27 protein-coding genes are annotated in these 23121 nt (G+C 67.0%); 10 read left to right on the plus strand and 17 right to left on the minus strand.

What is annotated here, in order from left to right; genetic code table 11:
• Window positions 1-3: 3 nt before the first annotated feature.
• The 6 genes from KDK82_RS05570 to KDK82_RS05595 all read right to left on the minus strand — a co-directional run bounded on the left by KDK82_RS05570 (window position 4) and on the right by KDK82_RS05595 (window position 6815).
• Window positions 4-552, minus strand: coding sequence for a DUF2478 domain-containing protein (locus KDK82_RS05570; protein WP_034395316.1), 549 nt, complete (start codon window positions 550-552; stop codon window positions 4-6).
• A 33-nt stretch (window positions 553-585) separates the two neighbouring features.
• Window positions 586-1461, minus strand: a complete 876-nt coding sequence (locus KDK82_RS05575; RefSeq protein WP_088164218.1) for a tungsten ABC transporter permease — start codon at window positions 1459-1461, stop codon at window positions 586-588.
• Window positions 1462-1483: 22 nt separating this feature from the next.
• On the minus strand, window positions 1484-3565 hold the full coding sequence (locus tag KDK82_RS05580) for a TonB-dependent siderophore receptor (protein WP_088164219.1): 2082 nt from the start codon (window positions 3563-3565) through the stop codon (window positions 1484-1486).
• 189 nt (window positions 3566-3754) lie between these two features.
• The gene (gene mnmC / locus KDK82_RS05585) at window positions 3755-5686 is read right to left on the minus strand and encodes an FAD-dependent 5-carboxymethylaminomethyl-2-thiouridine(34) oxidoreductase MnmC (protein ID WP_088164220.1); all 1932 of its coding nucleotides are present in this window, start codon (window positions 5684-5686) and stop codon (window positions 3755-3757) included.
• A 15-nt stretch (window positions 5687-5701) separates the two neighbouring features.
• Window positions 5702-6370 (minus strand): trimeric intracellular cation channel family protein, encoded by a 669-nt coding sequence (locus tag KDK82_RS05590; protein WP_012206442.1) that lies wholly within the window; start codon window positions 6368-6370, stop codon window positions 5702-5704.
• Window positions 6371-6542: 172 nt separating this feature from the next.
• Entirely contained in the window at window positions 6543-6815 is a 273-nt protein-coding gene (locus KDK82_RS05595; RefSeq protein ID WP_013801659.1) for an oxidative damage protection protein, read from the minus strand.
• 144 nt (window positions 6816-6959) lie between these two features.
• Here KDK82_RS05595 and KDK82_RS05600 point away from each other — a divergent pair, with 144 nt between their 5' ends.
• The 7 genes from KDK82_RS05600 to KDK82_RS05635 all read left to right on the plus strand — a co-directional run bounded on the left by KDK82_RS05600 (window position 6960) and on the right by KDK82_RS05635 (window position 13801).
• Window positions 6960-7982: a sulfate ABC transporter substrate-binding protein gene (locus KDK82_RS05600; protein WP_013801660.1), complete on the plus strand. Its 1023-nt coding sequence runs from the start codon at window positions 6960-6962 to the stop codon at window positions 7980-7982.
• 410 nt (window positions 7983-8392) lie between these two features.
• Window positions 8393-9394: a sulfonate ABC transporter substrate-binding protein gene (locus KDK82_RS05610; RefSeq protein WP_016448337.1), complete on the plus strand. Its 1002-nt coding sequence runs from the start codon at window positions 8393-8395 to the stop codon at window positions 9392-9394.
• Between the two features lie 23 nt (window positions 9395-9417).
• Complete coding sequence (locus KDK82_RS05615; RefSeq protein WP_088164222.1) at window positions 9418-10473, plus strand: aliphatic sulfonate ABC transporter substrate-binding protein; 1056 nt, start codon at window positions 9418-9420, stop codon at window positions 10471-10473.
• A 38-nt stretch (window positions 10474-10511) separates the two neighbouring features.
• Window positions 10512-11672, plus strand: a complete 1161-nt coding sequence (gene ssuD / locus KDK82_RS05620) for an FMNH2-dependent alkanesulfonate monooxygenase (protein ID WP_034395335.1) — start codon at window positions 10512-10514, stop codon at window positions 11670-11672.
• Window positions 11673-11683: 11 nt separating this feature from the next.
• Window positions 11684-12535, plus strand: a complete 852-nt coding sequence (gene ssuC, locus KDK82_RS05625) for an aliphatic sulfonate ABC transporter permease SsuC (RefSeq protein ID WP_047218080.1) — start codon at window positions 11684-11686, stop codon at window positions 12533-12535.
• Between the two features lie 15 nt (window positions 12536-12550).
• Entirely contained in the window at window positions 12551-13531 is a 981-nt protein-coding gene (locus tag KDK82_RS05630) for an ATP-binding cassette domain-containing protein (RefSeq protein ID WP_012206435.1), read from the plus strand.
• A gap of 54 nt (window positions 13532-13585) precedes the next feature.
• Complete coding sequence (locus KDK82_RS05635) at window positions 13586-13801, plus strand: molybdopterin-binding protein (protein WP_012206434.1); 216 nt, start codon at window positions 13586-13588, stop codon at window positions 13799-13801.
• 41 nt (window positions 13802-13842) lie between these two features.
• Here the strand turns inward: KDK82_RS05635 and KDK82_RS05640 are convergent, their stop codons facing one another.
• The 4 genes from KDK82_RS05640 to KDK82_RS05655 are packed head-to-tail and all read right to left on the minus strand — an operon-like array spanning window position 13843 to window position 16178.
• Entirely contained in the window at window positions 13843-14322 is a 480-nt protein-coding gene (locus KDK82_RS05640) for a DUF2269 domain-containing protein (RefSeq protein ID WP_012206433.1), read from the minus strand.
• Complete coding sequence (locus KDK82_RS05645; protein WP_088164223.1) at window positions 14319-14723, minus strand: DoxX-like family protein; 405 nt, start codon at window positions 14721-14723, stop codon at window positions 14319-14321. The genes KDK82_RS05640 and KDK82_RS05645 overlap by 4 nt, the downstream gene beginning before the upstream one ends.
• Window positions 14716-15585: an NAD-dependent epimerase/dehydratase family protein gene (locus KDK82_RS05650; protein ID WP_088164224.1), complete on the minus strand. Its 870-nt coding sequence runs from the start codon at window positions 15583-15585 to the stop codon at window positions 14716-14718. The genes KDK82_RS05645 and KDK82_RS05650 overlap by 8 nt, the downstream gene beginning before the upstream one ends.
• Before the next feature lie 32 nt (window positions 15586-15617).
• Window positions 15618-16178 (minus strand): GbsR/MarR family transcriptional regulator, encoded by a 561-nt coding sequence (locus KDK82_RS05655; RefSeq protein ID WP_088164225.1) that lies wholly within the window; start codon window positions 16176-16178, stop codon window positions 15618-15620.
• Between the two features lie 187 nt (window positions 16179-16365).
• On the opposite strand from KDK82_RS05655, the gene KDK82_RS05660 reads away from it, so the two are divergent.
• Both KDK82_RS05660 and rlmD read left to right on the plus strand, forming a co-directional pair.
• Window positions 16366-16683, plus strand: coding sequence for a hypothetical protein (locus tag KDK82_RS05660; protein ID WP_013801667.1), 318 nt, complete (start codon window positions 16366-16368; stop codon window positions 16681-16683).
• Between the two features lie 76 nt (window positions 16684-16759).
• The gene (gene rlmD / locus KDK82_RS05665) at window positions 16760-18232 is read left to right on the plus strand and encodes a 23S rRNA (uracil(1939)-C(5))-methyltransferase RlmD (protein WP_088164226.1); all 1473 of its coding nucleotides are present in this window, start codon (window positions 16760-16762) and stop codon (window positions 18230-18232) included.
• Window positions 18233-18333: 101 nt separating this feature from the next.
• Here the strand turns inward: rlmD and KDK82_RS05670 are convergent, their stop codons facing one another.
• Together KDK82_RS05670 and KDK82_RS05675 are read right to left on the minus strand one after the other, a co-directional pair.
• Window positions 18334-18693 carry a hypothetical protein gene (locus tag KDK82_RS05670; protein ID WP_198820203.1) on the minus strand — a complete coding sequence of 120 codons (360 nt, stop codon included), beginning with the start codon at window positions 18691-18693 and terminating at the stop codon, window positions 18334-18336.
• 135 nt (window positions 18694-18828) lie between these two features.
• The gene (locus KDK82_RS05675) at window positions 18829-19521 is read right to left on the minus strand and encodes a Bax inhibitor-1/YccA family protein (protein ID WP_088164227.1); all 693 of its coding nucleotides are present in this window, start codon (window positions 19519-19521) and stop codon (window positions 18829-18831) included.
• Window positions 19522-19711: 190 nt separating this feature from the next.
• Here KDK82_RS05675 and KDK82_RS05680 point away from each other — a divergent pair, with 190 nt between their 5' ends.
• A complete protein-coding gene (locus tag KDK82_RS05680) occupies window positions 19712-20119 on the plus strand; it encodes a heme-binding protein (RefSeq protein WP_063325750.1) in 408 nt (135 codons plus the stop codon).
• Between the two features lie 261 nt (window positions 20120-20380).
• Here KDK82_RS05680 and hemP read toward each other — a convergent pair whose 3' ends face one another.
• The 5 genes from hemP to KDK82_RS05705 form a co-directional block, all read right to left on the minus strand.
• Entirely contained in the window at window positions 20381-20602 is a 222-nt protein-coding gene (hemP, locus tag KDK82_RS05685) for a hemin uptake protein HemP (protein ID WP_012206424.1), read from the minus strand.
• A gap of 200 nt (window positions 20603-20802) precedes the next feature.
• Entirely contained in the window at window positions 20803-21216 is a 414-nt protein-coding gene (locus tag KDK82_RS05690) for a biopolymer transporter ExbD (protein ID WP_088164228.1), read from the minus strand.
• Between the two features lie 3 nt (window positions 21217-21219).
• Window positions 21220-21942 carry a MotA/TolQ/ExbB proton channel family protein gene (locus KDK82_RS05695; protein WP_012206422.1) on the minus strand — a complete coding sequence of 241 codons (723 nt, stop codon included), beginning with the start codon at window positions 21940-21942 and terminating at the stop codon, window positions 21220-21222.
• 15 nt (window positions 21943-21957) lie between these two features.
• The gene (locus KDK82_RS05700) at window positions 21958-22659 is read right to left on the minus strand and encodes an energy transducer TonB (RefSeq protein WP_088164229.1); all 702 of its coding nucleotides are present in this window, start codon (window positions 22657-22659) and stop codon (window positions 21958-21960) included.
• 101 nt (window positions 22660-22760) lie between these two features.
• Window positions 22761-23033 (minus strand): bacterioferritin-associated ferredoxin, encoded by a 273-nt coding sequence (locus KDK82_RS05705; RefSeq protein ID WP_012206420.1) that lies wholly within the window; start codon window positions 23031-23033, stop codon window positions 22761-22763.
• Window positions 23034-23121: the final 88 nt, after the last annotated feature.

Below are 23121 nucleotides of genomic sequence, written 5' to 3' on the forward strand. Positions count from 1 at the left end.
AAGTCAGGGGATGGGGCTGGCGCAGCCACGGCGTTCAAGCTGTGCCTGGCACCATTGCTCGATCTGCACCTCATCGGCTGCCAGCTCGGCATGCAGGCTGCCGGTGTACCTGCGCCAGTCTTCAAGATGGCGGGCCGCGACGGCCGTGAGCACAGGCGTGCCGGCCTCGACAAAGGCCGCGAATTCTGCGGCAAAGCCTTGCCCCGAGGCCTCGACGATGCCGAAGCGGTTGATCACCACCAGATCCACGCCATCGTCCAGCGCCTGGCGCAGCACGGCGCTGGCCTGGGCCAGGGCCTGGGGGTTGAGACTGCAGGCGCGCGAGGCGCAGCCCAGGTCCTGGGATAGCTCGAATTGGCGGTCACTGCGCAGGTCGAACAACTGCATGCGCTTGTTGCCGTTGGCATAGCGGTCCTGGCGATGCACCAGGCCGCCTACGCGCCAGCCCGCGCCTTGCAGGCGGCGTGCCACGCGTTCGAGCAGCAGCTCCATTGCATGCTCGTCGTCGGGATGGACCAGGGCGGCCAGGGGCAGGGTGGCAGGTGAGTTCATGGCATGCGGTGCTTGTGGAATCCAGGCAGGTTTTTACTCCTGGCCGCCGCCGGTGTCGTTGACCAGGGGCATGCTGTCGCGCCCGAAGATCCAGGGACCTCCGGCTGCCACATTGGTCAGCGCCAGTTCCTGCTGGCCCGGTGCGGACAGCAGATGCTCGGCCAGCCGTTGCGCGCTGCGGCGCTGGCCAGCGTCGGCCGGATGGCGCGGCCCGGGCGTGAGCAGCACATAGGGCCGGCGCATCAGCGGGTCGCCGTGCAGCAGCAGCTCGATGCCGGGCGCGCCCATCTTGCCGAAATGCAGCGGGATATGGCCCACCACGGCATAGGCCTGGAGCTCGGCCGCCAACTGCAGCACGGCCTGGGGGCGCGGCCCGGTGTCGGCGCGCAGCCAGCGGGCGTCCGGCCGTATGCCGGCGCGGCGCCACAGCCGCTGGACCACGGTATAGCTGCCGGGGTCGCGCAGCGCGATGAAGGGCGAGCCGCTGGCAACGATGCGGCGCATGGCCTCCACGCCATCGGCCGCGCCGCGCACCCCGGCCGGATCATGCGCTGGGCCGGCGAACACATGCTCGTTCCAGCCCCAGACCCGCGCGGCCGATGCCAGGCCGGCAGCCTCCAGCGACATGGCTTCATCGCTGGCGTGGATGAGCAGCAGCTGGGCGCGGCCCTGGGCCATGGCGGGGATCACGCCCTCCTTGGGCGCGGCAACGGCGGTGCGCACGGACAGGCCCAGGCTGCGGCCCGCCGCGTCGGCCAGGTGCGGCCACACACCGCACAGCGACAGGCCGCCGACCACGGCCACGTTCACGCTGGCAGGTTCGGCCGGCTGGGCGGCGCAGCCGCTCAGGGCTGCCAGCGCGGGCAGGGCGCCCAGCAGGCGGCGGCGATCGGGGCAGAGCGGTTCCATGGATTCAGGGCCAGTCCGTGCTTCAGAAGCGATAGCCCAGGTTGACATACCAGCTGCGGCCAGGCATGGGCAGGCCGTCATCGAACTGGTACCACTTGTCGCCGATATTGGCCACGCCGAAGTCCACGGTGATGTCGCTGCGCGGCTTGTAGCGTGCACGCAGGTTGGCAATGCCGTAGCCCGACAGCTTGAGCGTCTGCAACTGGCCGCTGCCCGACAGCGGCACGTAGCGGCCCTTCTCGGTCTCGACCTCGGCATTGAATTCCCACTGCGCCAGCGGCCGCCACTGGACACCGGCCAGCAGGCGGTGGCGTGGCGTGTTGGTCAGCGTGATGCTGGAGTCGCTGGTGTTGCGGCGGTTCAGGTAGGTGTAGCCGGCGTTCACGCCCCATTGAGCGGACAGTTGCTGGGCCAGGGACAGCTCCATGCCGATGTTGCGCGTGCGCCCCACGTTCTGCGCCTGGTTGCAGGTGGTGCTGCCGCATTCGGCCGAGGCCACGACCACGGTCTGGATCTGGTTGCGCACGCGGCTGTAGAACAGCGCGGCCTGGCCCTGGCCGCCCTGCCAGGGTGAGCCGCTGACGCCCAGCTCCAGGTGGTTGGCCGTCTCGGGCTGCAGGTCGGGGTTGGCCAGGGCCGTGCCCATGCGTGCCGAGTAGCGGTCCTTGATGGTGGGAAAGCGCGTCTTGTGCGAGGCGATGAAATACGCCTCGCTGCCACCGCCCAGCGCATAGCCGAGCTTGGCCACGCCATTGGTGGCGCTGGCGGAGCCCGTGGGCCACTGGTAGACCTCGCGCGCATCGCGCTGGTCGTGGCTGAGCGCCAGGTTCAGGCTCCAGCGCCCGGCCAGGGAGATCGTGTCCTCGACGACCAGCGAACGCGTCACGTCGCGGTAGTGCTTGCTGGGGTCCTTGGCCGAGGCGGCATCGGTGTGCTCGTCGATCTTGTAGTGCGCGCCCAGGCGCAGCGCATGGCCCTTGAAACTGTAGTTGGCCCACTCGATGCTGGCGCCCTGGCTCACGTCCTTGTAGCTGCTGGTGGGGTCATGGCGCGTGTAGCTCGCGTCCGTGTACATGTCCAGGCCGTTTTGGTAGGTGTCGTGGTAGATGCGTGTCTTGAGCAGGTTGTCGGCATTGATGCGCGTGGTGCTCAGAAAGTACACGCTGTCCTTGTCCCAATAGGGCCAGCGCCAGTAGCGGATGACGTTCTTGCCCGTGGCGCTGCCGGTATACACGGGGTTGCCCTTCTCGCCTTCCTGGCGCACATAGCCCAGCGCGTATTCGTCCGTGGCATTGGGCGTGAGGCCCAGCTTGAACGACAGCCGCTTGTCCGTGCGGTAGGCGTTGTCGCGGTAGTTGCCCGTGTCGGTGGGCTGCTTCTTGAAGTCCCTGAAGCCCTTGGGCAGCGGAAAACTGTCCGCGTCCAGGTAGGAGGCGCCAAGCTGGTAGTACCAGGAGCCCAGGTTGCCGCCCAGGTTCACGGCGGCCTTGCGTTCGCCGCCTGCGCCTGCGCCGATGCGTGCATCGCCCTCGAAGGATTTGACGGGCTTGCGCGTGACCAGGTTGATGGCGCCGCCCAGCGTATTGGGGCCATACATCAGCGAGGCGCCGGCCTTGGCCACGCGGATCTCGGACAGGTCGAAGGTGGTGAAGCGGCCGAAGTCCACATAGCCGTCATAGGGCACGTACAGCGGCACGCCGTCCACGAAGACCGGCACCTGGCGCGGATCGAAGCCGCGCAGGTAGATCATTTCCTCGTTGCGATTGTTGCGCGACAGCGTGGCGCCCGGCAGCAGGCGCACGGCGTCGGCCACGGTGTCGGCATTGCGCTGGCGCATCTCGGCGGCGGTCAGTCGCTGTTCATCGCCGGATATGGCCTGTGCCTCATCACGCGCACCGTGCACATCGACCGTGCCCAGCTGGAAGGTCTGTGAAGCCTGTGCTGCAGGCGCACCCGATTGGGCCTTGACCTGGGCTTGCACCTGCGTGCTGGCGGCCAGGCCTGCGAGCAGCAGGGCGTGTTTCAGTGCTGAGCGAAGGCCGAACGAGAGTATGCAGAGGGCGGGTGAGGATGCGGGAGCGCAGGAGCGGGGCTGGCGGGTCACGGTTTCAGGTTCTTGTGTGGGTGGACGCGGAGCGGCTGGTTGTTTCCTTTTGAAAACAGGTTCCGGATTCTATCGATATGCACTAACAAACATAACGAGTGACAAAAAACCGTCTGCGGGAAGACTCGGGTTTTCTTTCAGGCCGTTGTGTGAATGCCCGGCCGTTCAGCGGCCGGGCGGTTCGCCGGCTCAGCGCCTGCGGCCCAGGCGCTCGCTGGCCAGGGCAGCCGCCAGCCTGGCATCCAGGGGCAGCGGTTCGTCGTGCAGGCGTGCTGCCAGCAGCTCGCCGCACAGCAGCGACAGCGTGAGCCCGCGCGAGCCCATGGCCGTCAGCGCCCACAGGCCAGGGGCCTGATCGGACACCGGTCCGACCACGGGCAGCCGGTCTGGCGAGGCCACGCGCACGGCGCCCCAGGTGGCGCGCGGTGGCGCGTCGAAGAAGCCTTGCAGGCCCTGGTAGGCACGTGGCAGCAGCTGCGCCAGCTTGGCGCCATTGGCTGCATGGGCGGCGGCCTGGTCTTCTGGGCTGGGCGGCAGCGCGGTCTGGTCGCGCTCGAAGGTCGATCCCATGACCCAGCCTGGCCCGGCTGCATCGCCAGGCAGCGGCATGGCAGGCACCAGGTTGCCGTGGCCGTTGACGGGAAAGGGGGGCATGGTCTGCGCGCTGGCCGGGGTGTGAACATCCCAGCTGACCTGGCCGCGAATGGGCTGCAGCGGCCAGGCGGCCTGGGCGCCCAGGCTGTGCTCCAGCAGCGTATTCGTGGCGGGGCCCAGGGCGAGAACGACCAGTTCAGCCTCGGCCAGCAGATTGCCCTGTGCATCCAGGGCCTGCCAGACGGGTGCGCCACCGGCTGTGTCGGTGCGTGCAAGACGCGCCACGCAGGCGCGGCCCTGCCAGCGCACGCCGGGCAGCGCCAGCTGCGCCTGCACCAGCCGCGCCGGGCGCACCCAGCCGGCCTGCACATGCCAGCAGGCCGGGGCGTCGGCGGGCAGGCCGGCCGCCGAGAGTTGATCGGCGCTTGCGGGCCGGCTCCAGTGGTCGCCCGGGCCGGGGGATTGCCAGTCGCGCGGCAGCCGCGGGGCGGCTTCCACGCCGTGCTCCAGCACGCCGGTATCGCACCAGTCCGTGCCCGGTTGCAGCAGGCCCTGGCCGGAGAGCATTTGCAGCTGCGCCAGGGTCAGGCGTGCGCCGTCGCGGCTCAGGCGGGACAGCAGGCTGTCATCGGGCGAGACATGGGGGCAGAACAGGCCCGCGGGCAGGGCCGAGGCGCCCGCTGCAGGCGCGTCGGCAGCATCCAGCACGGTGACCTGCCAGCCACGGCGCGACAGGCTGGCGGCGGCGGCCGCACCGGCAATGCCTGCACCCAGCACCATGCAGCGCCGTGGGGTGACGGCTTCCTGCGGCTGTGCACGCGGCCCGCGCGGTTGCCAGGCCGGGTCGAAGACGGCATGCAGGTTGTGGCGCTTGGGTGGGACGCCATCGACCTTGCGCACCTGAAAGCCGTGCTGTGCCAGGCCATCGCGCACCGTGCGCGCCACGCACCAGGTGGACAGCTGCGTACCGCGCCGGCAATGGCGCGCCAGCGCGCGCAGGGTATCGGCGCTCCACAGATCGGGGTTGAGTTCCGGCGTGAAGCCGTCCAGGTAGATGCTGTCGGCCGTGAGCTGCTGGCGCCGCAGCATGGCCTGGGCATCGCCGATGTACAGCGTCAGCAGCACGCGCCCCTGCTCGAAGGCGAGGCGGTGCACGCCGGGCAGCAGGCCCTGGAATCGGGTGGCCAGCTCCTCGGCCAGCAGGCGCAATCCTGGCTCGCGCGGCATGGCCTGGCGCATGGCGTCGGCACTGACGGGAAAGGCTTCGGCCGAGACGAAATGCAGCAGCCTCGGGCGCCGGGGATCGGCTTTCCAGGCTTCCCAGGCCACGAGGAAATTCAGCCCGAACCCGAAACCGGTCTCCAGGATGCGCCATTGCGGCGCATCGGCCCAGGCCGCCGGCAGGCCGCAGCCGCCCAGAAAGACGTGGCGGGCCTGGTCCAGGCCGCCGAGTTCGCTGTGGTAGCGGTCGCCGAAGCGCGGGCTGTAGGGCGTGCCATCGGGCCGCCAGTCAATGGGTTCGGACATGGGCAAGGGGCAGAACTACTCCTCCCAGCGCTGCTGGTAGGAGAACACGGGCAGCCGCCACTTGAAGCGGATGGCAGCCAGGCGCAGCGTGAGTCCGCCGGCAAAGCAGACGACGGTGCTGAGATTGGAGCCCACTTCCAGCGTGCGCAGGCCCAGGAACAGCAGGCACACGGCCAGCGACACGCTGGCGTACAGCTCGCGCCGGAAGACGACCGGCACCTGGTTGCACAGCACGTCGCGCAGAATGCCGCCGCTGATGCCGGTCAGCATGCCCGACATCACCACCACCACGGGCGGGTAGCCCAGCTCCAGCGCCACGTTGCAGCCGATCAGCGAGAAGGCGATCAGCCCCATGGCGTCCAGCAACAGAAAGACCTGCTTGAGATGGTGCATGTGGCGTGCCACGACGATGGTCAGCAGCCCGGCCGAGATGACCAGGTAGACATATTCAGGGTGCTGCGTCCAGCCGATGGGGTAGTGGCCCAGCACCATGTCGCGGATGGTGCCGCCGCCCAGCGCGGTGACGAAGGCGATCACGGCCACGCCGAAGATGTCCATGTTGCGCCGGCCCGCCGCCAGCGCGCCCGACATGGCTTCGGCCGTGATGGCCACGAGGTAGATCACCAGCATGACGGTGAACTGCGATGCCTGGAACGATTCCAGCAGGGAGACGGATGGAAGCACGGAAAACCTCGGATGAAGACCGGCCCGCGCCGCAGGGTGTGCGGCCACTGCGCCGTCCAGCGCAAGAAGGCGGGCATTGTAGGCGGTCTCTGGGCGGCGGCCGTTTGCGGCACCGCAAATGAAACCGCCCCCGGCGCGGTGCGACGGGGGCGGTGAAAGGGCGCGAAGCGGCTCAGGCCGAAGGAGGCACGTAGCCGGCCGCCGCATCGGCGCCGCCGCCGAAGAAGTGGTTTTCCATCTGGCGGGCCAGATACTGGCGGGCGCGGGCGTCGGCCAGGTTCAGGCGGTTTTCGTTGACCAGCATCGTCTGGTGCTTGAGCCAGTCGGCCCAGGCCTGCTTGCTCACGCCTTCAAAAATGCGCTTGCCCAGCTCGCCGGGGTAGGGCGGGAAATCCAGGCCTTCAGCGTCAACGCCAAGCTTGATGCAGTGAACGGTACGTGCCATGGGGAATTGAGTCCTTGTCTTGTGGAGATTCAGATGTTTTGGGAATAACAAACTGAAATCTTATTGGTTTGAGTTTTAAGAGTTGGCTTTGAGAATGCTTTCCACGGCACCAGACCGTCGTCTCCACTCTCTACCGACACTCCAATGAAAATTCGCCGCCACTTTATCAAGTTTCCTGTCGCCGCCGGCCTGATCGCGGGCTTGACCCTGTCGGCTCTGCCGGCGTTGGCCCAGTCGGTGCAACTGCTCAATGTCTCCTACGATCCGACGCGCGAGCTGTACGTGGAATACAACCAGGCCTTCGCCAAGCACTGGAAGGCCAAGAGCGGCCAGGACGTGAGCGTCAAGCAGTCGCATGGCGGCTCGGGCAAGCAGGCGCGTTCCATCATCGACGGCATCGACGCAGACGTGGCCACGCTGGCGCTGGCCGGCGACATCGACGCCCTGGTCAAGAACGGCAACCTGCTCAAGGCCGACTGGCAAAAGCGCCTGCCGCACAACTCGGCGCCCTACAGCTCCACCATCGTCTTCCTGGTGAAGAAGGGCAATCCCAAGAACCTCAAGGACTGGGACGACCTGGTCAAGCCCGGCGTGCAGGTGATCACGCCCAACCCCAAGACCAGCGGCGGTGCGCGCTGGAACTACCTGGCCGCCTGGGAATTCGCCAAGCGCAAGTACGGCGGCGACGCACAGGCCAAGGACTTCATCGGCAAGCTGTTCAAGAACGTGCCCGTGCTGGACACCGGCGCGCGCGGCGCCACCATCACCTTCGTGCAGCGTGGCGTGGGCGATGTGCTGCTGGCCTGGGAGAACGAGGCCTTCCTGGCACTCAAGGAGTTCGGTCCCGAGAAGTTCCAGATCGTCGTGCCTTCGCTGTCCATCCTGGCCGAGCCTTCGGTGGCCGTGGTCGACAAGGTCGTGGACAAGAAGGGCACGCGCGCCGTGGCCGAGGAGTACCTGAAGTACCTGTACTCCGAGGAAGGCCAGCGCATCGCCGGCCGCAACTACTACCGTCCCACCGATGCCAAGGTCAAGGCCGAGTTTGCGGACAAGTTCCCCAAGCTGGAGCTGGTCACCATCGACCAGGCCTTTGGCGGCTGGGCCAAGGCCGACAAGGACCACTTTGCCGACGGCGGCAGCTTCGACCAGATCTACACCAAGAAGTGAGTGCGGCGCGCCGGCCCGGCCGGCGCCCACCCACTGATTCACCCGCTTTCCCAGACCCCTGCCAACCCCCACGATCCGCCATGTCCATCTTGCTGACTTCCCGCCACTCTTTGCAGGCCCCGCGCCGCACGGCGCAGGCAGGCGTGCGGATGCACAAGGCAGGAGTGGCAGGCAAGGCAGGTGTGGCAGGCGTGGTGGCATCCAGCTCTTTTCCTCGCTTCGAGACCATGGCCTTCGCCAGCCGGCGATGTAGCACCTGACGACTCCGTGCGGCGCGTCTGCAGGCCTGGTCCTGCAGGCGGCCGCCCCTTGCTCCGCCTTCCCTTTTTTTGTTTTCTGGCTGCATGCCGCGCGCATGCATGGGCAGCGCTTTGCCTGCACCACGCACCACTCTTCCAAGGATGTCCGTCATGGTCTCGTTTGATTCTTTCCCCCGACACACAGCCAACTGGCGCCGACGCCAACTGCTGGGCGCGGGCCTTGCCGCAGCAGTCGCCACGGTGGGCGGCCCGGCCCTGGCCCAGGACAAGGCGGGTGACCGCGTGCTGCGCGTCGGCCACCAAAAGGGCTGGCTGTCCATCCTGAAGAGCCGGGGCACGCTGGAAAAGCGGCTGGCGCCGCTGGGCGTATCCGTGCGCTGGATCGAGTTCAACGCCGGCCCCGTGCAGCTGGAGGCGCTGAACGTGGGCTCCATCGACTTCGGCGATGTGGGCGAGGCCCCTCCCATCTTTGCGCAGGCCGCAGGCGCACCCCTGGTCTATGCGGGCGCCACCGTGCCGCGCCCCGGGCTGGAGGCGGTGATCGTGCCCAAGGACTCGCCCATCCGCAGCGTGCAGGACCTCAAGGGCAAGCGAGTGGCCTACAACAAGGGCTCGAACGTGCAGTACTTCCTGGTCAAGCTGCTGGAAAAGCACGGCCTGAAGTACGGCGATGTGCAGTCCGTCTTCCTGGCGCCGGCCGATGCGCGCGCCGCCTTCGAGCGCGGCTCCGTCGATGCCTGGCTGATCTGGGACCCCTTCCTGGCTGCCGCGCAAAAGACGCTGGACGCCCGCCTGCTGGCCGATGCCACGGGCGTGGTCAACAACCGCGCCTACTACTTCACCTCGCGCGATTTCGCCACGCGCAATGCCGATGTGCTGCGCATTGCCATCGAAGAGGTCGATGGGATTGACCGCTGGGCCTCGAAGAACCAGACGGCGGCGGCCGCCGAGCTGTCCAGCATCCTGGGCCTGGACAAGTCCATCACCGAGCTGTACCTGAGCCGTGCCCGCTTCGGCACCTCGTCCGTGACGCGCGAGATCCTGGCCGAGCAGCAGCAGATCGCCGACACCTTCTTCGAGCTCAAGCTCATCCCCCGCAAGCTCAACCTGCTGCATGCCGCGCCGGTGGACCTGATCGCGTCGCGCCCCTGAGCCCACTGCAAGGAGTCCGCACCATGAATGCCAATTCCAAGAAGCCCCGCCTGGACCGCGTGCGCCGCCAGGCCCTGCAACTGCTGGGCACCACCGCCTTCAGCTGGAGCCTGGCCGGCCAGTACGCACGCGCCGAGACGCCGGCCGCCGTGGCCGGGCCCGAGCAGTTGCGTATCGGCTACCAGAAGTCGGCCGTCAACCTGGTCATCCTCAAGCAGCAGGGCGTGCTGGAAAAGCGCTTTACGGGCACCAAGGTCAGCTGGCTGGAGTTTCCGGCCGGCCCCCAACTGCTGGAGGCCCTGGCCGCCGGCAGCCTGGATTTCGGCCTGACCGGCGATTCACCCCCGGTCTTTGCCCAGGCCGCGGGCCGTGACCTGCTGTACGTGGGCGCCGAGCCGCCCAAGCCCGAAAGCTCGGCGATTCTCGTGCCATCGGACTCGCCGCTGCGCGCCCTGGCCGACCTCAAGGGCCGGCGCGTGGCGCTGCAAAAAGGCTCCAGCGCCCATTACCTGCTGGTGCGTGCGCTGGACAAGGCGGGCTTGGCCTGGAACGAGATCCAGCCCGTGTACCTGGCCCCGGCCGATGCGCGCGCCGCCTTCGAGCGCAAGAGCGTGGACGCCTGGGCCATCTGGGACCCGTTCTACGCGGCCACCGAGCTGGCGATTCGCCCGCGCGTGCTGGCCAATGGCGAAGGCCTGTCGGGCAACGCCTCGTTCTACCTGGCCTCTCGCGGACTGGTGGAGCGCCATCCGCAGGTGCTGCGCGCGCTGTTCGATGAGCTCACGCGCGCCGATCGCCTGGCCCAGAGCGCACGCCAGGAGGCCGTGGCCCTGGTGGCCGGCTTCAGCGGCCTGGATGCGGCGGTGGTCAGCCGCTTCATTGCGCGCAGGCCCAGCTCCCCCGTGGGCCTGCTGGCTGCGCAGACCGTGGTGGACCAGCAGCGCGTGGCCGATGCATTTTTTCGGCTGGGCCTGATTCCGCGCCAGGTGCAGGTGGCCGACATTGTCTGGCGGCCCTCGGCGGCCGAGTACGCGCGGCTGGCCGAGCCTGCGGCGGCACGGCCTTCTTCCGCCCTTTGATTTCCTTCCTCGATTCCGTCCCCTGACTGGAGCAGCGCATGCAGGTTTTCTGGTTCATTCCCACCCACGGCGACAGCCGCTACCTCGGCACGGCCGAGGGCGCCCGCCCGCTCAGCCACGACTATGTCAAGCAGGTCGCCATCGCGGCCGACAGCCTGGGCTACGAGGGCGTGCTGATTCCCACGGGCCGCTCCTGCGAGGACCCCTGGGTCGTCGCCTCCAGCCTGATTCCGGTCACCAAGCGCCTGAAGTTCCTGGTCGCCGTGCGGCCCGGCCTGCACCAGCCCAGCCTGGCGGCGCGCATGGCGGCCTCGTTCGACCGCCTGTCGGGCGGGCGGCTGCTGATCAACCTGGTCACGGGCGGCGACCGCGCCGAGCTGGAGGGCGACGGCGTCTTCCTCGACCATGCCCAGCGCTACGAGCAATCGGCCGAGTTCATCCGCATCTGGCGCGAGATCCTTGAGCGCAGCCATGAGGGCGGCACGCTCGACTACGAAGGTGAACACCTCTCGGTCAAGGGCGCCAAGCTGTTGTTCCCGCCGCTGCAAAAGCCGTATCCGCCCGTGTACTTCGGCGGTTCGTCCGAGGCCGCGCACGACCTGGCCGCCGAGCAGGTCGATGCCTACCTGACCTGGGGCGAGCCCCCGGCCGAGGTGGCCAAAAAGATTGCCGATGTGCGCGAGAAGGCGGCGCGCCATGGCCGCAGCGTGAAGTTCGGCATCCGCCTGCACGTCATCGTGCGCGAGACCGAGGACGAGGCCTGGGCCGATGCCGATCGCCTGATCAGCCGCCTCAAGGACGAGACCGTGGTCCAGGCCCAGGCCGCCTTCGCGCGCATGGACTCGGAAGGCCAGCGCCGCATGGCCGCCCTGCATGCCGGCGGCAGCCGCCGCACGCGGGCCGAGCTGGAGATCAGTCCCAACCTCTGGGCCGGCGTGGGCCTGGTGCGCGGCGGCGCGGGCACGGCCCTGGTGGGCGATGCGCAGACCGTGGCCGACCGCATCAAGGAGTACGCGGACCTGGGCATAGACACCTTCGTGCTGTCCGGCTATCCGCACCTGGAAGAGGCCTACCGCTTTGCCGAGCTGGTCTTCCCGCTGCTGCCGCTGTCCGTGCGCGACAGGCTGGCTGGCGGCGTGGGCGGGCCCCTGGGCGAGACCGTTGCCAACCTGTACTCGCCGCGCGCGTCGCAAAGCTGAGGGAGTCACGCATGTCCGATGCACGTACCGTTACTGCGCTGCCGGCCTCCTCGGCTCCCCCGGCCGGCGATTCCTGGTCGCCGCTGCTGCGCTTTGCGGCCGGCGTGGGCCGCCGCCTGGTGCCCTGGCTGGTGCCGCTGGCGCTGATCGCCGTCTGGCAGGCCGCCTCGGCCTTCGGCTGGCTGTCCACGCGGGTGCTGCCCGCTCCGCTGGATGTGCTGCGCGCCGCGCAGGCGCTGGCCGAGTCGGGAGAGTTGCTCAAGCATGTGCAGGTGAGCGCGGGCCGCGCGCTGGGTGGCTTGGCCATCGGCGGCGGGCTAGGCTTGGCGCTGGGCCTGCTCACGGGCTCGCTGCGCTGGGCGGAGACGCTGCTGGACTCCACCATCCAGATGGTGCGCAACATCCCCGCTCTGGCGCTGATTCCGCTGGTCATCCTGTGGTTCGGCATCGACGAGAGCGCCAAGCTGTTCCTGATCAGTGTGTCGGTGTTCTTTCCCATCTACCTGAACACCTTCCACGGCATACGCAATGTGGATCCGGCGCTGATCGAGATGGGGCGCAGCTACGGCCTCACGCGCTGGCAGCTGTACCGCGAGGTCATCCTGCCGGGCGCGCTGTCCTCCATCCTGGTGGGCCTGCGTTTTTCGCTGGGCCTGATGTGGGTGATCCTGATCGTGGCCGAGACCATCTCGGCGCAGTCGGGCATCGGCTACCTGACCATGAACGCCCGCGAGTTCCTGCAGACCGACGTGGTGCTGGTCGGCATCCTGCTGTATGCCCTGCTGGGCAAGCTGGCCGACTGGTTTGCGCGTGCGCTGGAGCACTGGTGGCTGCGCTGGCATCCGGGCTACCAGCCCAAGTGACACAAGGAGCACGACATGAGCCGATGGAACCGCATGAAGACCACGCTGGCACAGGCCGTGGAGCTGAACACCACCGCGCCGGCGATGGCCTGGGAGGCCTCGTTCGACGCCGATGGCCTGGACGTCAGCGACCGCCTGGCCCAGAACGACGATGCGCCGCAGTCCGCATCCCCCCAATCCGCACCACGCCGTGGCGTGCGCCTGCAGGCCGGCGGGCTGACCAAGCGCTACGGCCAGCGCGAGGTGCTGCACGAAGTGCAGCTGCAGGTGGAGCCTGGCGAGTTTGTCGCCATCGTGGGCCGCAGCGGCTGCGGCAAGAGCACCTTGCTGCGCCTGGTCGCAGGCCTGGAGCAGGCCACGGCCGGCACCCTGCTGCTGGACGGCGAGCCCGCCCGCGCCGTGCAGGGCGCGCAAGGCGGCACGCGCATCATGTTCCAGGACGCGCGCCTGCTGCCCTGGCGGCGCGTGCTGGCCAATGTGACGCTGGGCCTGCCCGCCTCGGCCCAGGAACGTGGCCGCGAAGTGCTGGCCCAGGTCGGCCTGGCCGACCGCGAGGGCGAATGGCCGGCGCGCCTGTCCGGCGGCCAGCGCCAGCGCGTGGCCCTGGCACGCGCCCTGGTGCATCGCCCGCAACTGCTGCTGCTGGACGAGCCGCTGGGCGCGCTCGATGCGCTCACCCGCATAGAGATGCACCGCCTGATCGAAGGCCTGTGGCAGCGCCACGGCTTCACGGCGCTGCTGGTCACGCATGACGTGCAGGAGGCCGTGGCCCTGGCCGACCGCGTGGTGCTGATCGAGGACGGCCGCATCGCGCTGGACGAACGCATTGCCCTGCCACGGCCGCGCGTGCACGGCAGCGTGGCGCTGGCGGCCATCGAGCAGCGCATCCTCGACCGCGTGCTGCAAAAGCCCGCCGCCGAGCCCGAAGCCAATCCGCTGACCGACACCACGGCCTGGCCCGGCGTACCGGCCCATGGCCTGCGCTGGGCGGTCTGACTTTCCGTTTTCCCCAACCTTCCTTTGATTCCTTTTGATCCCCAGGAGAAAAACATGTCCATTCAAGCCATCAACGTGCGCAACCAGTTCAAGGGCCAGGTGCGCGAAATCATCCGTGGCGACGTCGTCTCCGAAGTCGATGTGCAAACGCCCTGGGGCGTGGTCACCTCGGTGATCACCACGCGCTCGGTGGACGAGTTGGGCCTGGTCGTGGGCTCCGACGTGGTGGCCCTGGTCAAGTCCACCGAAGTGTCCATTGCCAAGCTCTGAGGCCAAGCTCTGAGGCCAGGCACTGAAGGTGCTGCCGATGCTCAACCGCCCCAGAGCATTGGCTTGTTGACCATGAGGTAGTAGGTCACGGCCATGGCAATGAAGGCCGGATAGCCCAGCGCCTCCCAGCGCCGGGCGTAGACGGCATACAGCGCGGGCAGGGCGGCCTGTGCTGCGTGCGCGCCGCGCGCCATGGCGGCCATGCGCACCTGCAGCCAGACCACGGGCAGCCAGCAGGCGCCGGCCAGCAGGTACAGGCCCAGCGACAGTGCCAGCCACGGCGTGGTCAACGGCCAGCCTGCCATGTGGGCCAGGGCAATGCCGCTCACAGGCTGTATGACCACGCAGGGCGTGGTGAACCACCAGTCCGCACGCACCACCAGGCGGCTGACCACGGCCTGGGCAGCGACGCTGCCGCTGCGGTTGGCGAAGAACATGTAGAAGGCCGAGCCCAGGCCGGTGCCGACCAGCAGCACGCTGGACGCGATATGCAGCGTCTTGAGCAACAGGTAGAGATTCATGCGGACTCCTTCGGGGTGACAGGTGCCGACATCAGGTGCAGCAGCATGGCGGCGATCGGCAGGTTCTTGAGCAGTGGCCCCAGCGGATGCAGCCACAGCGTGGGCTGCAGCACCGTGGCCAGCACCGTCATGGCAGCCATCAGCAGCAAGGCCGCCAGATAGCTCTTGCGGCCGGGCTGCAGCCACAGCGCCAGGCCCACGGCCAGGTCGGCGAGCAGGCCGCTCCAGACCAGGAATGTCTGCCAGCGCGCATCGTGGATGCCGGCATCGGCCAGCACCTGCACGCTCAGGCCGCGGTGCTCAACGGCGCTGACCAGGGCCGTGCCCAGCCAGACGGCGATTAGGCTGAGGTGCATGGCGCGCTGTGAAGGGGGCACCTGGCGCAGGCGGTGTTCACCCATGGCGCAGCGTGGCCAGCAACTGGGCGGGAGCAATGCCGGGCCGGCCCAGCAGGGCTTGCAATCCCGCCGGATCGGTGACGTTGTCGCTGGCCAGCATGGCCAGTGTCTCGCTGCACCAGGGTGAGGCGCTGACCCAGTCGCCAGCGCGTGCGCTGGCGCGGGTGAGCCAGCCGGGCAGCGTGCCCACGCGGGCCGGAGCGCGGCCCATCTGCGCGCGCAGGCTGGCAATCAGTGCGGCCAGCGGCAAGGGCAGGGGGCCACCGATCTCGATCATGCCCACGGGTTCGGGGCGCGTCACCAGGCCGGCCACGGCCTCGGCCAGGTCGCGCACGGCCACCGGCTGCACGCGGGCCTGCAGCACGGGGCGCGGCAGCAGCAGCGCCGGCAGGCGCGCCATGGACAGGAACATCTCGCTGCTGGCGCCGCCAGCGCCGAACACCACGCTGGGGCGCACCACGCAGCCTTGCAGATGGCCAGCTGCCGTGAGTGCCAGCAGATGCTCGTCAGCGGTGCGCTTGGTGGTGGCGTAGCGCGTGGCACTGCCCTCTATGCCCAGGGCCGATATCTGCACCACGCGCCGCACGCCGGCCGCCGCGCAGGCATCGAACAGGGCGATGGGGGCCTTGGCATGCATGGCATCGATGGGCCGGGAGGCGCTGTCGCGCAGCACGCCCACGGCATTGACCACGGCATCCACGCCCGCCAGGTGCGGCAGCCAGGCGTCGGGCGTGGTGGCCTTGGCGTAGTCGAGCGCAGGCAGAGAATGGCGGCTGCGCGCCACGGGGTCGTGGCCGGCCAGGGCCAGCAGGTTGACGATATGGCGGCCGATGAAGCCGTTGCCGCCGCAGACCAGAATGCGCATGGTGACCTCCAGTTTCTCTTGTGACGGAAATTTCAGGCTTGGCGTCCGCGCTTGACGCGGGTGTCAGCGGCCTCGGAGCGCACGAAGCGCTGCACGCTGGCGCCCAGGCGCAGCAGCTTGTCCAGCGTGGAGGGCGACAGGCGCAGCATTTCATCGGTCCAGATGCCCAGCGACTCCATGAGGCGCAGCGTCTCGTGCACGCGGTCCTGGGTGTCGGGGGATTCGGCATCGAAGCCAGGCTCGGCGATCAGTTCTCGCAGCATCTCCGAGGTCGGGTCGAATTCGCGCTGCTTGCGCTCTCGCACGATGGTGCGCAGCAACTCCCAGACATCGGAGGAGGTCTCGAAGTAGTCGCGGCGGTCGCCAGGCCTGCGGCTGGTGCGGATCAGCTCCCAGCCTTGCAGTTCCTTGAGGCTGTTGCTCACGTTGGAGCGAGCGGCGCCCAGCGTGTCGGCAATCTCTTCCGCGTTGAGCGGGCGGCCATGGAAAAACAGCAGGGCGTGGATCTGGGCGACCGTGCGGTTCACTCCCCAGGAGCTGCCCATGTCGCCCCAATGGTGGATGAAACGGTGTGCGATGGGACTCAGTTGCATGGCCTCAGTGTCTGTAGACCTGAAATTTCTGTCAAGAGAGAAATTTGAGAAAGCTGAAAAATCAAAACCGGCTGCAGCGCGGAGGCGGCACCTGGCGGGGCGCGGCATGTGCTGCTCCATAATGCTGGGCAGCCTGGCCTGCCACCCAGTACATACACAGGCGGGCCGCCGTTTTGAGGGGAACACCATGACTGCTGTGCAAAACCTGCGTGCCATCACCGTGCTGGCCGCCTGCGCGCTGGCGCAGGCCGCGTCTGCCGCCTGCTACTCCGTCTACACGCCCGAGCAGGAACTGATCTACCGCTCCAACCGCCCGCCGGTGGACCTGACCTTGCCGCTGCACCAGACCGTGGACAAGATCGAGCGCGGCGCCACCATGGTGTTCACGCTGGACGAATTCAACTGCATCACCGAAATCAACCTGCTGGCCGAACGCGAGCAACTGGCCCGGGCGCGCCAGGAGCGGCAGCGGGACCTGGGCCGCAGCAGCACTCCGCGGTCCTGAGAGGCAAAAGCTAGTTGGGGGCTTTTTTCGGGAGCCGCCAACAGGGCAAGGGGAGAGCCTGAGACAATCGTGCCCCATGAGTGAACCCCGCGACAACAAGATCCCCGACAACCTGCCCGAAGCCGACATCGACGCCCCTGCACTGCCCGAAGGCTGGCTGCAGGTGCTGTCCATGGATATGGACGCCCAGGGCGTGGCCCGCAAGAGCGATGGCAAGGTGGTATTCATCGACGGCGCCCTGCCGACCGAACTGGTCAGCGCCAACACCCATCGCAAGAAAAACAATTGGGAAGCCGCCAGCCTGACGGCCATCCACCGCGAATCTTCCCAGCGCGTGCGCCCCGGCTGCCCGAATTTCGGTCTGCACGCCGGTGCCTGCGGCGGCTGCAAGATGCAGCATCTGCACGTGGGCGCCCAAGTGGCCATCAAGCAGCGCGTGCTGGAAGACAATCTCTGGCATCTGGCCAAGGTCAAGCCCGAGACGCTGCTGCGCCCCATCGAAGGTCCGTCCTGGGCCTACCGTTTCCGCTCGCGCCTGTCGGTGCGCTATGTGGCCAAGAAAGGCAAGGTGCTGGTGGGCTTTCACGAGCGCAAGAGCCGCTACATCGCCGACATGGAGACCTGCAAGATCCTGCCGCCCCATGTGGACGCCATGCTGCTGCCCATGCGCGCGCTGATCGCCTCCATGGATGCGCGCGAAACCTGCCCGCAGATCGAGGTTGCCTGCGGCGACTCCGTCACGGCCCTGGTGCTGCGCCATCTGGAGCCGCTGTCCGAGGACGACCAGGCCCGGCTGCGGGCCTTCGCAGCCGAGCACAACGTGCAGTGGTGGCTTCAGCCCAAGGGCCCGGACACCGTGCACCTCATGGAGCAGGGAGGCGCCCAGCTCGACTACGGCCTGCCCGATTTCGGCATCACCATGCCGTTCAAGCCCACGGACTTCACCCAGGTCAATCCGCACATCAACCGCGTGCTGGTCACGCGCGCGCTGCGCCTGCTGGATGTCAAGAAGGACGAGCGCGTGATCGACTGGTTCTGCGGTCTGGGCAACTTCACCCTGCCCCTGGCCACGCAGGCGCGCGAGGTGCTGGGCATCGAGGGCAGCGATACGCTGGTCAAGCGCTCCCATGAAAACTACGCGGCCAACAACGCACAGCGCGCAGAGGGCGACAAGCTCGCGCCCACGCGCTTTGTGGCGCGCAACCTGTTCGAGATGACGCCCGAGATGCTGTTCGCCGACGGCGTGGCCGGCAAGTGGCTGGTGGATCCGCCGCGCGAAGGCGCGTTTGCGCTGTCCAAGGCCCTGGCCGACATCCACCAGGCGCGCATCGGTGCCGAAGGCGCCGAGCCCCTGCCGGCAGGGCATGAGGCCTGGCGCTTTCCCGAGCGCATCGTCTATGTCAGCTGCAATCCCGCAACGCTGGCGCGCGATGCTGGCCTTCTGGTGCATCTGGCCGGCTATCGCTGTGTGTCGGCAGGCGTGGTCAACATGTTCCCGCACACGGCCCACGTGGAGAGCATGGCGGTGTTCGAGCGCTGCGCAGACTGACGGCCTGGCTGCCTGCGCCATGAAAAAAGCCGTGGAGCCCTCGGGCGGCCACGGCTTTTTGACGGGCGGATCCAGATCTCAAATCCGGATCTCAAAAGGGGTCAGCTGCGATTGCGGCCTGAGGTCGGCTCGGCAGGCGCCTCGTCCTTGTCGCTGCGGCGGCGGTCGCTCTGGCCCAGGACCGAAGGCGTGCCCTCCATCTTGTTGGCGCGCATGTACTCGTCCATATCCTTCCAGCCTGCAAACACCAGGGCCTTGGACGATTTGGGGTTGAGCGTGTAGCAGTCCTCCAGCCCGCGCAGGGCATGGCGGCACGCCCCGCCGATGGCCTTGGCCTCGGCCTCCTTGGCGACGGTGCGGGGGTCCGGTCCCAGGCCCGGAATATCATCCAGCTTGCAGCCGGCGAGCAGCGTGGGCAGCAGCAGGATGGCGAAGGTGCGGGGAAGATTAGGCATGGTCATCTTGAGGAGATTATCGGCAGGCCTCGGAAGAAGTTGAGTCCGCTTTGCACAAATGATGATCCCGGACATGCAAAAGGCCTCCCGAAGGAGGCCTTTGGTGTGCGGCAGGGAAGGCGAAGCCTTCCGCGTGCGGCATCAGTCGCGTTCGCCGCCCATGATGCCCAGCAGGGCCAGCAGGCTCTGGAACACGTTGAACAGGTCCAGGTACAGAGCCAGCGTGGCGCTGATGTAGTTGGTCTCGCCGCCGTCCATGATCTGCTTGAGGTCATAGAGCATGTAGGCGCTGAAGATGCCGATGGCCGCCACCGAGATCGCCATCATGCCGGCCGTGGAGCCGATGAAGACGTTGATGATGGAGCCTATGAACAGTACCAGCACGCCGACGAACAGGAATTTGCCCATGCCCGACAGGTCGCGCTTGATCACCGTGGCCAGCGAGGCCATGACCAGGAACACGCCGGCCGTGCCTGCAAAGGCGGTCATGATCAGCTCGGAGCCGTTCTTGAAGCCCAGGACCATGCCGATCATGCGCGACAGCATCAGGCCCATGAAGAACGTGAAGCCCAGGAGCACGGGAATGCCGGCTGCCGAGTGCTTTGTCTTCTCGATGGCGAACATGAAGCCGAAGGCGCCGCCCAGGAAGACGATGAGCCCCAACCCGCCGCTCAGCGAGCGCGTGATGCCCGTGGCCACGCCCAGCCAAGCGCCCAGCACGGTGGGGAGAAGACTCAGGGCCAGCAGCCAGTAGGTGTTGCGCAATACGCGATTGCGCTCTTGCTGCGAGACACCGTAGCCCGCAGAGCCCAGTGTGGTGACTTGATCATTCATGTGGCCAGTCCTCCGAAGGAGTGTTGTTGCGACTTGCCCATTCTAGGTGGCGGCTTGCGCGCGACTTGCAATACCCCGAGCCGCCGCCATGGTTTGGTTTCGAATGTTTTGTTCTGCGCATGCATTGTCAGTCCTCATACGATTGCTATGCTTATAGGACATTTGTGATGGAATGGATAATTGGAATCTTATGAAGACCAAGCATGAACTCGAACTGGCCGACGTGAAGGCCATTGCCGCCGCCGCAGAAGCCGAGGCGCTGAAGAACAAGTGGGCCGTGACCATTGCCATCGTCGATGACGGCGGCCACCTGCTGTGGCTGCAGCGCCTGGATGGCGCCGCCGCCGTGTCGGCCCACATCGCTCCGTCCAAGGCCCGCTCGGCGGCCCTGGGCCGCCGCGATACCAAGGGCTATGAAGACATGATCAACAACGGCCGCACGGCCTTCCTGAGCGCGCCCACGCTGGACGGCCTGCTCGAAGGTGGCGTGGCCATCATGAAGGACGGCCAATGCCTGGGCGCCGTGGGCGTCAGCGGCGTCAAGGCCAGCGAGGATGCGCAGGTTGCCAGCGCCGGCATTGCTGCTCTGGGCCTGTAATAGCTCCTTGTGCACCCATGCTGCATGAATCGGTCCCTGGGGACTGATCCATGCAACCAAGAAAAAGCCCCTGTGCCGATGGACAGGGGCTTTTTCTTTGGTCAATCTGCGCTGCAGCGCGGGGAAAAAATGCTTGGCTACGCAAAATCCGAAGATTTTGTTGGCTGGCTAATCGACCTCTGAGACTGGAAGTCCCAAGGTCGCCCCACGATGAAACGAAGAAGCCGCCGGTCGGGCATCCGACGACGGCCGGAATCTTGCTTATTTGGTCAGGATGAGCTTACCCAGCTTTGTGGCCTGCAGGCGGTAGGGCGTGCCGTTGTGCACGATGGTCACAGCCTTTTGTCCATTGAGCAGCAAGGTGCTGTCGAGTCCGCTGGCGGCCCCGGTCAGGGCTGCAGATGCTGCGGCCTGCAGCGCTGCAAAGGCCTGGGCGTTGGAGTTGCCGGACAGATGCGAGGTGGCGGCGGAAGTGGCAGACATGCAGGGAATTCCTCAAAAATTGGAAAGTTTTGTGAATGATAACAATTCTCAATTGAAAATCAAGTGAGACTTACTCGCATTGTGGTTTCTGGGACCAGTCCTATCCCTGCGACCCGATGCACTGCCAGCGTAAAGAGAATGAGAAACGGCCCCGAAGGGCCGTTGTCGTTGATCGCCAGGCAAGGAACGCCTGCCACGGCCTACTTGGCCGGGTCCGTCACGAAGCCGATCTTGCGCACGCCTGCACGCTGTGCGGCGGCCATGGCCTGGGCCACGCGCTCGTAGCGCACTTCCTTGTCACCCTGGATATGCAGGTCAGGTTGCGGCTCCTTGGCCGCCTCGGCCTTGAGGTTCTCCTCGAACTGCGTATCGCTGACGGCAACGCCATTCCAGTGGTACTGGCCATCGGCGGAGACGGCCAGGCGCACGGTGGCGGGCTTGACGTCCTCGGGCTGGTTGGTGGCGCGGGGCAGGTCCACGTTCACCGAATGCTTCATCACCGGCGCGGTGATGATGAAGATGATCAGGAGCACCAGCATGACGTCGACCAGCGGCGTCATGTTGATCTCGTTCATCACCTCTTCGCCGTCATCGTCCATTGTTCCGAATGCCATGGCTTACGCGCCTTTCTTCAGCGGCAGCACGTTGCCGGCTTCCTTGCCGTCGATGGACACGCGGGCGCCGGTCACGAAGTAGGCGTGCATGTCGTGGGCAAAGCTGTTGAGGGCGTTGAGGATGGACTTGTTGCCACGCACCACGGCGTTGTAGCCGAGCACGGCGGGAATCGCCACGGCCAGGCCCAGGGCGGTCATGATCAGCGCTTCACCGATGGGGCCCGCGACCTTGTCGATCGAGGACTGGCCGGACAGGCCGATGGCGACCAGCGCGTGGTAGATGCCCCAGACGGTGCCGAACAGGCCGATGAAGGGAGCGGTCGAGCCCACGGAAGCCAGAATGGCCAGGCCCGATTGCAGGCGGGCGGTGAATTCGCTGATGCCGTTGCGCATGCAGCGGGTCACCCAGTCGCTGATGTCCAGCGTGTCATGCAGGTGGGCGCTGGTCTTGCGGTGGTGGGCGGTGGCTTCGCGGCCTTCGAGCACCAGGTAGCGGAAGGGGTTGGAGCGGTCATCGCCCAGCTTTTCCAGGCCGCTGGCCAGGTCCGGGCTGTGCCAGAAGTCCTGGGCGTTGCGCGCCAGCTTCTTGAACTTCACGATGTCCAGGGCCTTGATGATCATCACGAGCCAAGAGGCCACCGACATGGCCAGCAGGATGATGGCGACGGCACGGGTGACGAAGTCTCCCTGCGTCCAGACGTGGGCAATGCCGAATTGGGAATCCATGGATACTCCTGAGAATCAATTGAGGGTGAATTTGACCGGGACGGTGACCCACATGGGGGTTGGCGTGCCGTTGCTCTTGCCGGGGACGAATTTCCAGTTCTTGACGCCGTCCACGGCCTGCTGGTCCAGACGGTCGTAGCCGCTGGATTTGCTGACCTCGATCTTTTGAGGCAGGCCTTGCGCGTCCACGAAGATGCGCAGCGTGACCGTTCCCTGTTCCCCCATGCGCCTGCTGATGGCAGGGTAGTTGGGGGCCGGGTTGTTGAGGTAGGCCGCGTTGTTGGACGGCAATTCGATCTTGGGCGGAGCCGGTGGCGCCGGGGGAGCGGGAGGCGCTGGCGGCGCAGGAGGGGCGGGTGGTGCCGGCGGTGCTTCCACCACGGGCTTGGGCTCGTCGTCCAGCGTGCCGCGCGGCGCCGCAGGTGCAGGCTTGGGGTCGGCAATGGCCTTGGGCAGCGGCGGTGCCTTCTTCACGACCGGCTGCGGTTTGGGAGGTGGTGGCGGAGGAGGGGGCTTGGGTGCCTCTGGCTCGGGAGCGGGTGGCGAAATGAATTCCGCAATCACCTGGGCTGGCACGATGACCTCTTCGGGTGCGCGCTGGAGCAGGCCATGCTGCATCGCCCAAAGGGTTGCTGCATGCAAGACCACGACCGAACCCGCGATGGCCACGTTACGGCCAAGGCCCCCGGGGGGGGCAAAACGATCAGACTGGGACATAGAGACGGAAGGAGCGGTCAGCGTATGGGAGCCGGGTGCTGTCGCTCGGAAGACGGAGTATCAGCTGCGCAGAATCCACCAGGTGCATGTAACGACGAGGATCAGGCTGCCGACAAGTGCTGAGAGGAGGACCATGCTTTGCTCTCCAGAATGTTGTTGGCAAGCTGGACGGTCTGGGCCGCGACCTCGTTGTGGATGGCCGCCACGGGCTGGCTGGCGCAGCATTGCGCCACCACATCCCGGGCGCAGCTCTCGCAGCGGCCGCACTGCATGGCGATACCCAATTCGAATTGGATCTCGTCAAAGCTCATGCCCGCATGAGCGTGGCGTGCGATCTCACGGTCGGAAACCCGGCGGCATACACAGACGATCATGGCTACAGGCAGTAGTGGCTGGCTATTGATAGGATGAAAAATTATAAATGAGAATTCATCGCATTTGCAATTCTTGGTTGTCTGTAGG

This window comes from Delftia sp. K82, assembly GCF_002193035.1.
Taxonomy (GTDB): Bacteria; Pseudomonadota; Gammaproteobacteria; order Burkholderiales; family Burkholderiaceae_C; genus Comamonas; species Comamonas acidovorans.

Excerpts from the sequence above, each read along its gene's own strand:
- KDK82_RS05610 (WP_016448337.1), top strand. The coding sequence starts at position 8,393 with ATGGTCTCGTTTGATTCTTTCCCCCGACACACAGCCAACTGGCGCCGA.
- KDK82_RS05635 (WP_012206434.1), top strand. The coding sequence starts at position 13,586 with ATGTCCATTCAAGCCATCAACGTGCGCAACCAGTTCAAGGGCCAGGTG.
- mnmC (WP_088164220.1), bottom strand. The coding sequence starts at position 5,686 with ATGTCCGAACCCATTGACTGGCGGCCCGATGGCACGCCCTACAGCCCG.
- KDK82_RS05655 (WP_088164225.1), bottom strand. The coding sequence starts at position 16,178 with ATGCAACTGAGTCCCATCGCACACCGTTTCATCCACCATTGGGGCGAC.
- KDK82_RS05645 (WP_088164223.1), bottom strand. The coding sequence starts at position 14,723 with ATGGGTGAACACCGCCTGCGCCAGGTGCCCCCTTCACAGCGCGCCATG.
- KDK82_RS05570 (WP_034395316.1), bottom strand. The coding sequence starts at position 552 with ATGAACTCACCTGCCACCCTGCCCCTGGCCGCCCTGGTCCATCCCGAC.
- KDK82_RS05615 (WP_088164222.1), top strand. The coding sequence starts at position 9,418 with ATGAATGCCAATTCCAAGAAGCCCCGCCTGGACCGCGTGCGCCGCCAG.
- KDK82_RS05650 (WP_088164224.1), bottom strand. The coding sequence starts at position 15,585 with ATGCGCATTCTGGTCTGCGGCGGCAACGGCTTCATCGGCCGCCATATC.
- KDK82_RS05660 (WP_013801667.1), top strand. The coding sequence starts at position 16,366 with ATGACTGCTGTGCAAAACCTGCGTGCCATCACCGTGCTGGCCGCCTGC.
- KDK82_RS05640 (WP_012206433.1), bottom strand. The coding sequence starts at position 14,322 with ATGAATCTCTACCTGTTGCTCAAGACGCTGCATATCGCGTCCAGCGTG.
- KDK82_RS05595 (WP_013801659.1), bottom strand. The coding sequence starts at position 6,815 with ATGGCACGTACCGTTCACTGCATCAAGCTTGGCGTTGACGCTGAAGGC.
- KDK82_RS05575 (WP_088164218.1), bottom strand. The coding sequence starts at position 1,461 with ATGGAACCGCTCTGCCCCGATCGCCGCCGCCTGCTGGGCGCCCTGCCC.
- KDK82_RS05690 (WP_088164228.1), bottom strand. The coding sequence starts at position 21,216 with ATGGCATTCGGAACAATGGACGATGACGGCGAAGAGGTGATGAACGAG.
- hemP (WP_012206424.1), bottom strand. The coding sequence starts at position 20,602 with ATGTCTGCCACTTCCGCCGCCACCTCGCATCTGTCCGGCAACTCCAAC.
- ssuD (WP_034395335.1), top strand. The coding sequence starts at position 10,512 with ATGCAGGTTTTCTGGTTCATTCCCACCCACGGCGACAGCCGCTACCTC.
- KDK82_RS05600 (WP_013801660.1), top strand. The coding sequence starts at position 6,960 with ATGAAAATTCGCCGCCACTTTATCAAGTTTCCTGTCGCCGCCGGCCTG.
- KDK82_RS05675 (WP_088164227.1), bottom strand. The coding sequence starts at position 19,521 with ATGAATGATCAAGTCACCACACTGGGCTCTGCGGGCTACGGTGTCTCG.
- KDK82_RS05630 (WP_012206435.1), top strand. The coding sequence starts at position 12,551 with ATGAGCCGATGGAACCGCATGAAGACCACGCTGGCACAGGCCGTGGAG.
- KDK82_RS05670 (WP_198820203.1), bottom strand. The coding sequence starts at position 18,693 with ATGACCATGCCTAATCTTCCCCGCACCTTCGCCATCCTGCTGCTGCCC.
- ssuC (WP_047218080.1), top strand. The coding sequence starts at position 11,684 with ATGTCCGATGCACGTACCGTTACTGCGCTGCCGGCCTCCTCGGCTCCC.
- KDK82_RS05680 (WP_063325750.1), top strand. The coding sequence starts at position 19,712 with ATGAAGACCAAGCATGAACTCGAACTGGCCGACGTGAAGGCCATTGCC.
- KDK82_RS05700 (WP_088164229.1), bottom strand. The coding sequence starts at position 22,659 with ATGTCCCAGTCTGATCGTTTTGCCCCCCCCGGGGGCCTTGGCCGTAAC.
- KDK82_RS05695 (WP_012206422.1), bottom strand. The coding sequence starts at position 21,942 with ATGGATTCCCAATTCGGCATTGCCCACGTCTGGACGCAGGGAGACTTC.
- KDK82_RS05705 (WP_012206420.1), bottom strand. The coding sequence starts at position 23,033 with ATGATCGTCTGTGTATGCCGCCGGGTTTCCGACCGTGAGATCGCACGC.
- rlmD (WP_088164226.1), top strand. The coding sequence starts at position 16,760 with ATGAGTGAACCCCGCGACAACAAGATCCCCGACAACCTGCCCGAAGCC.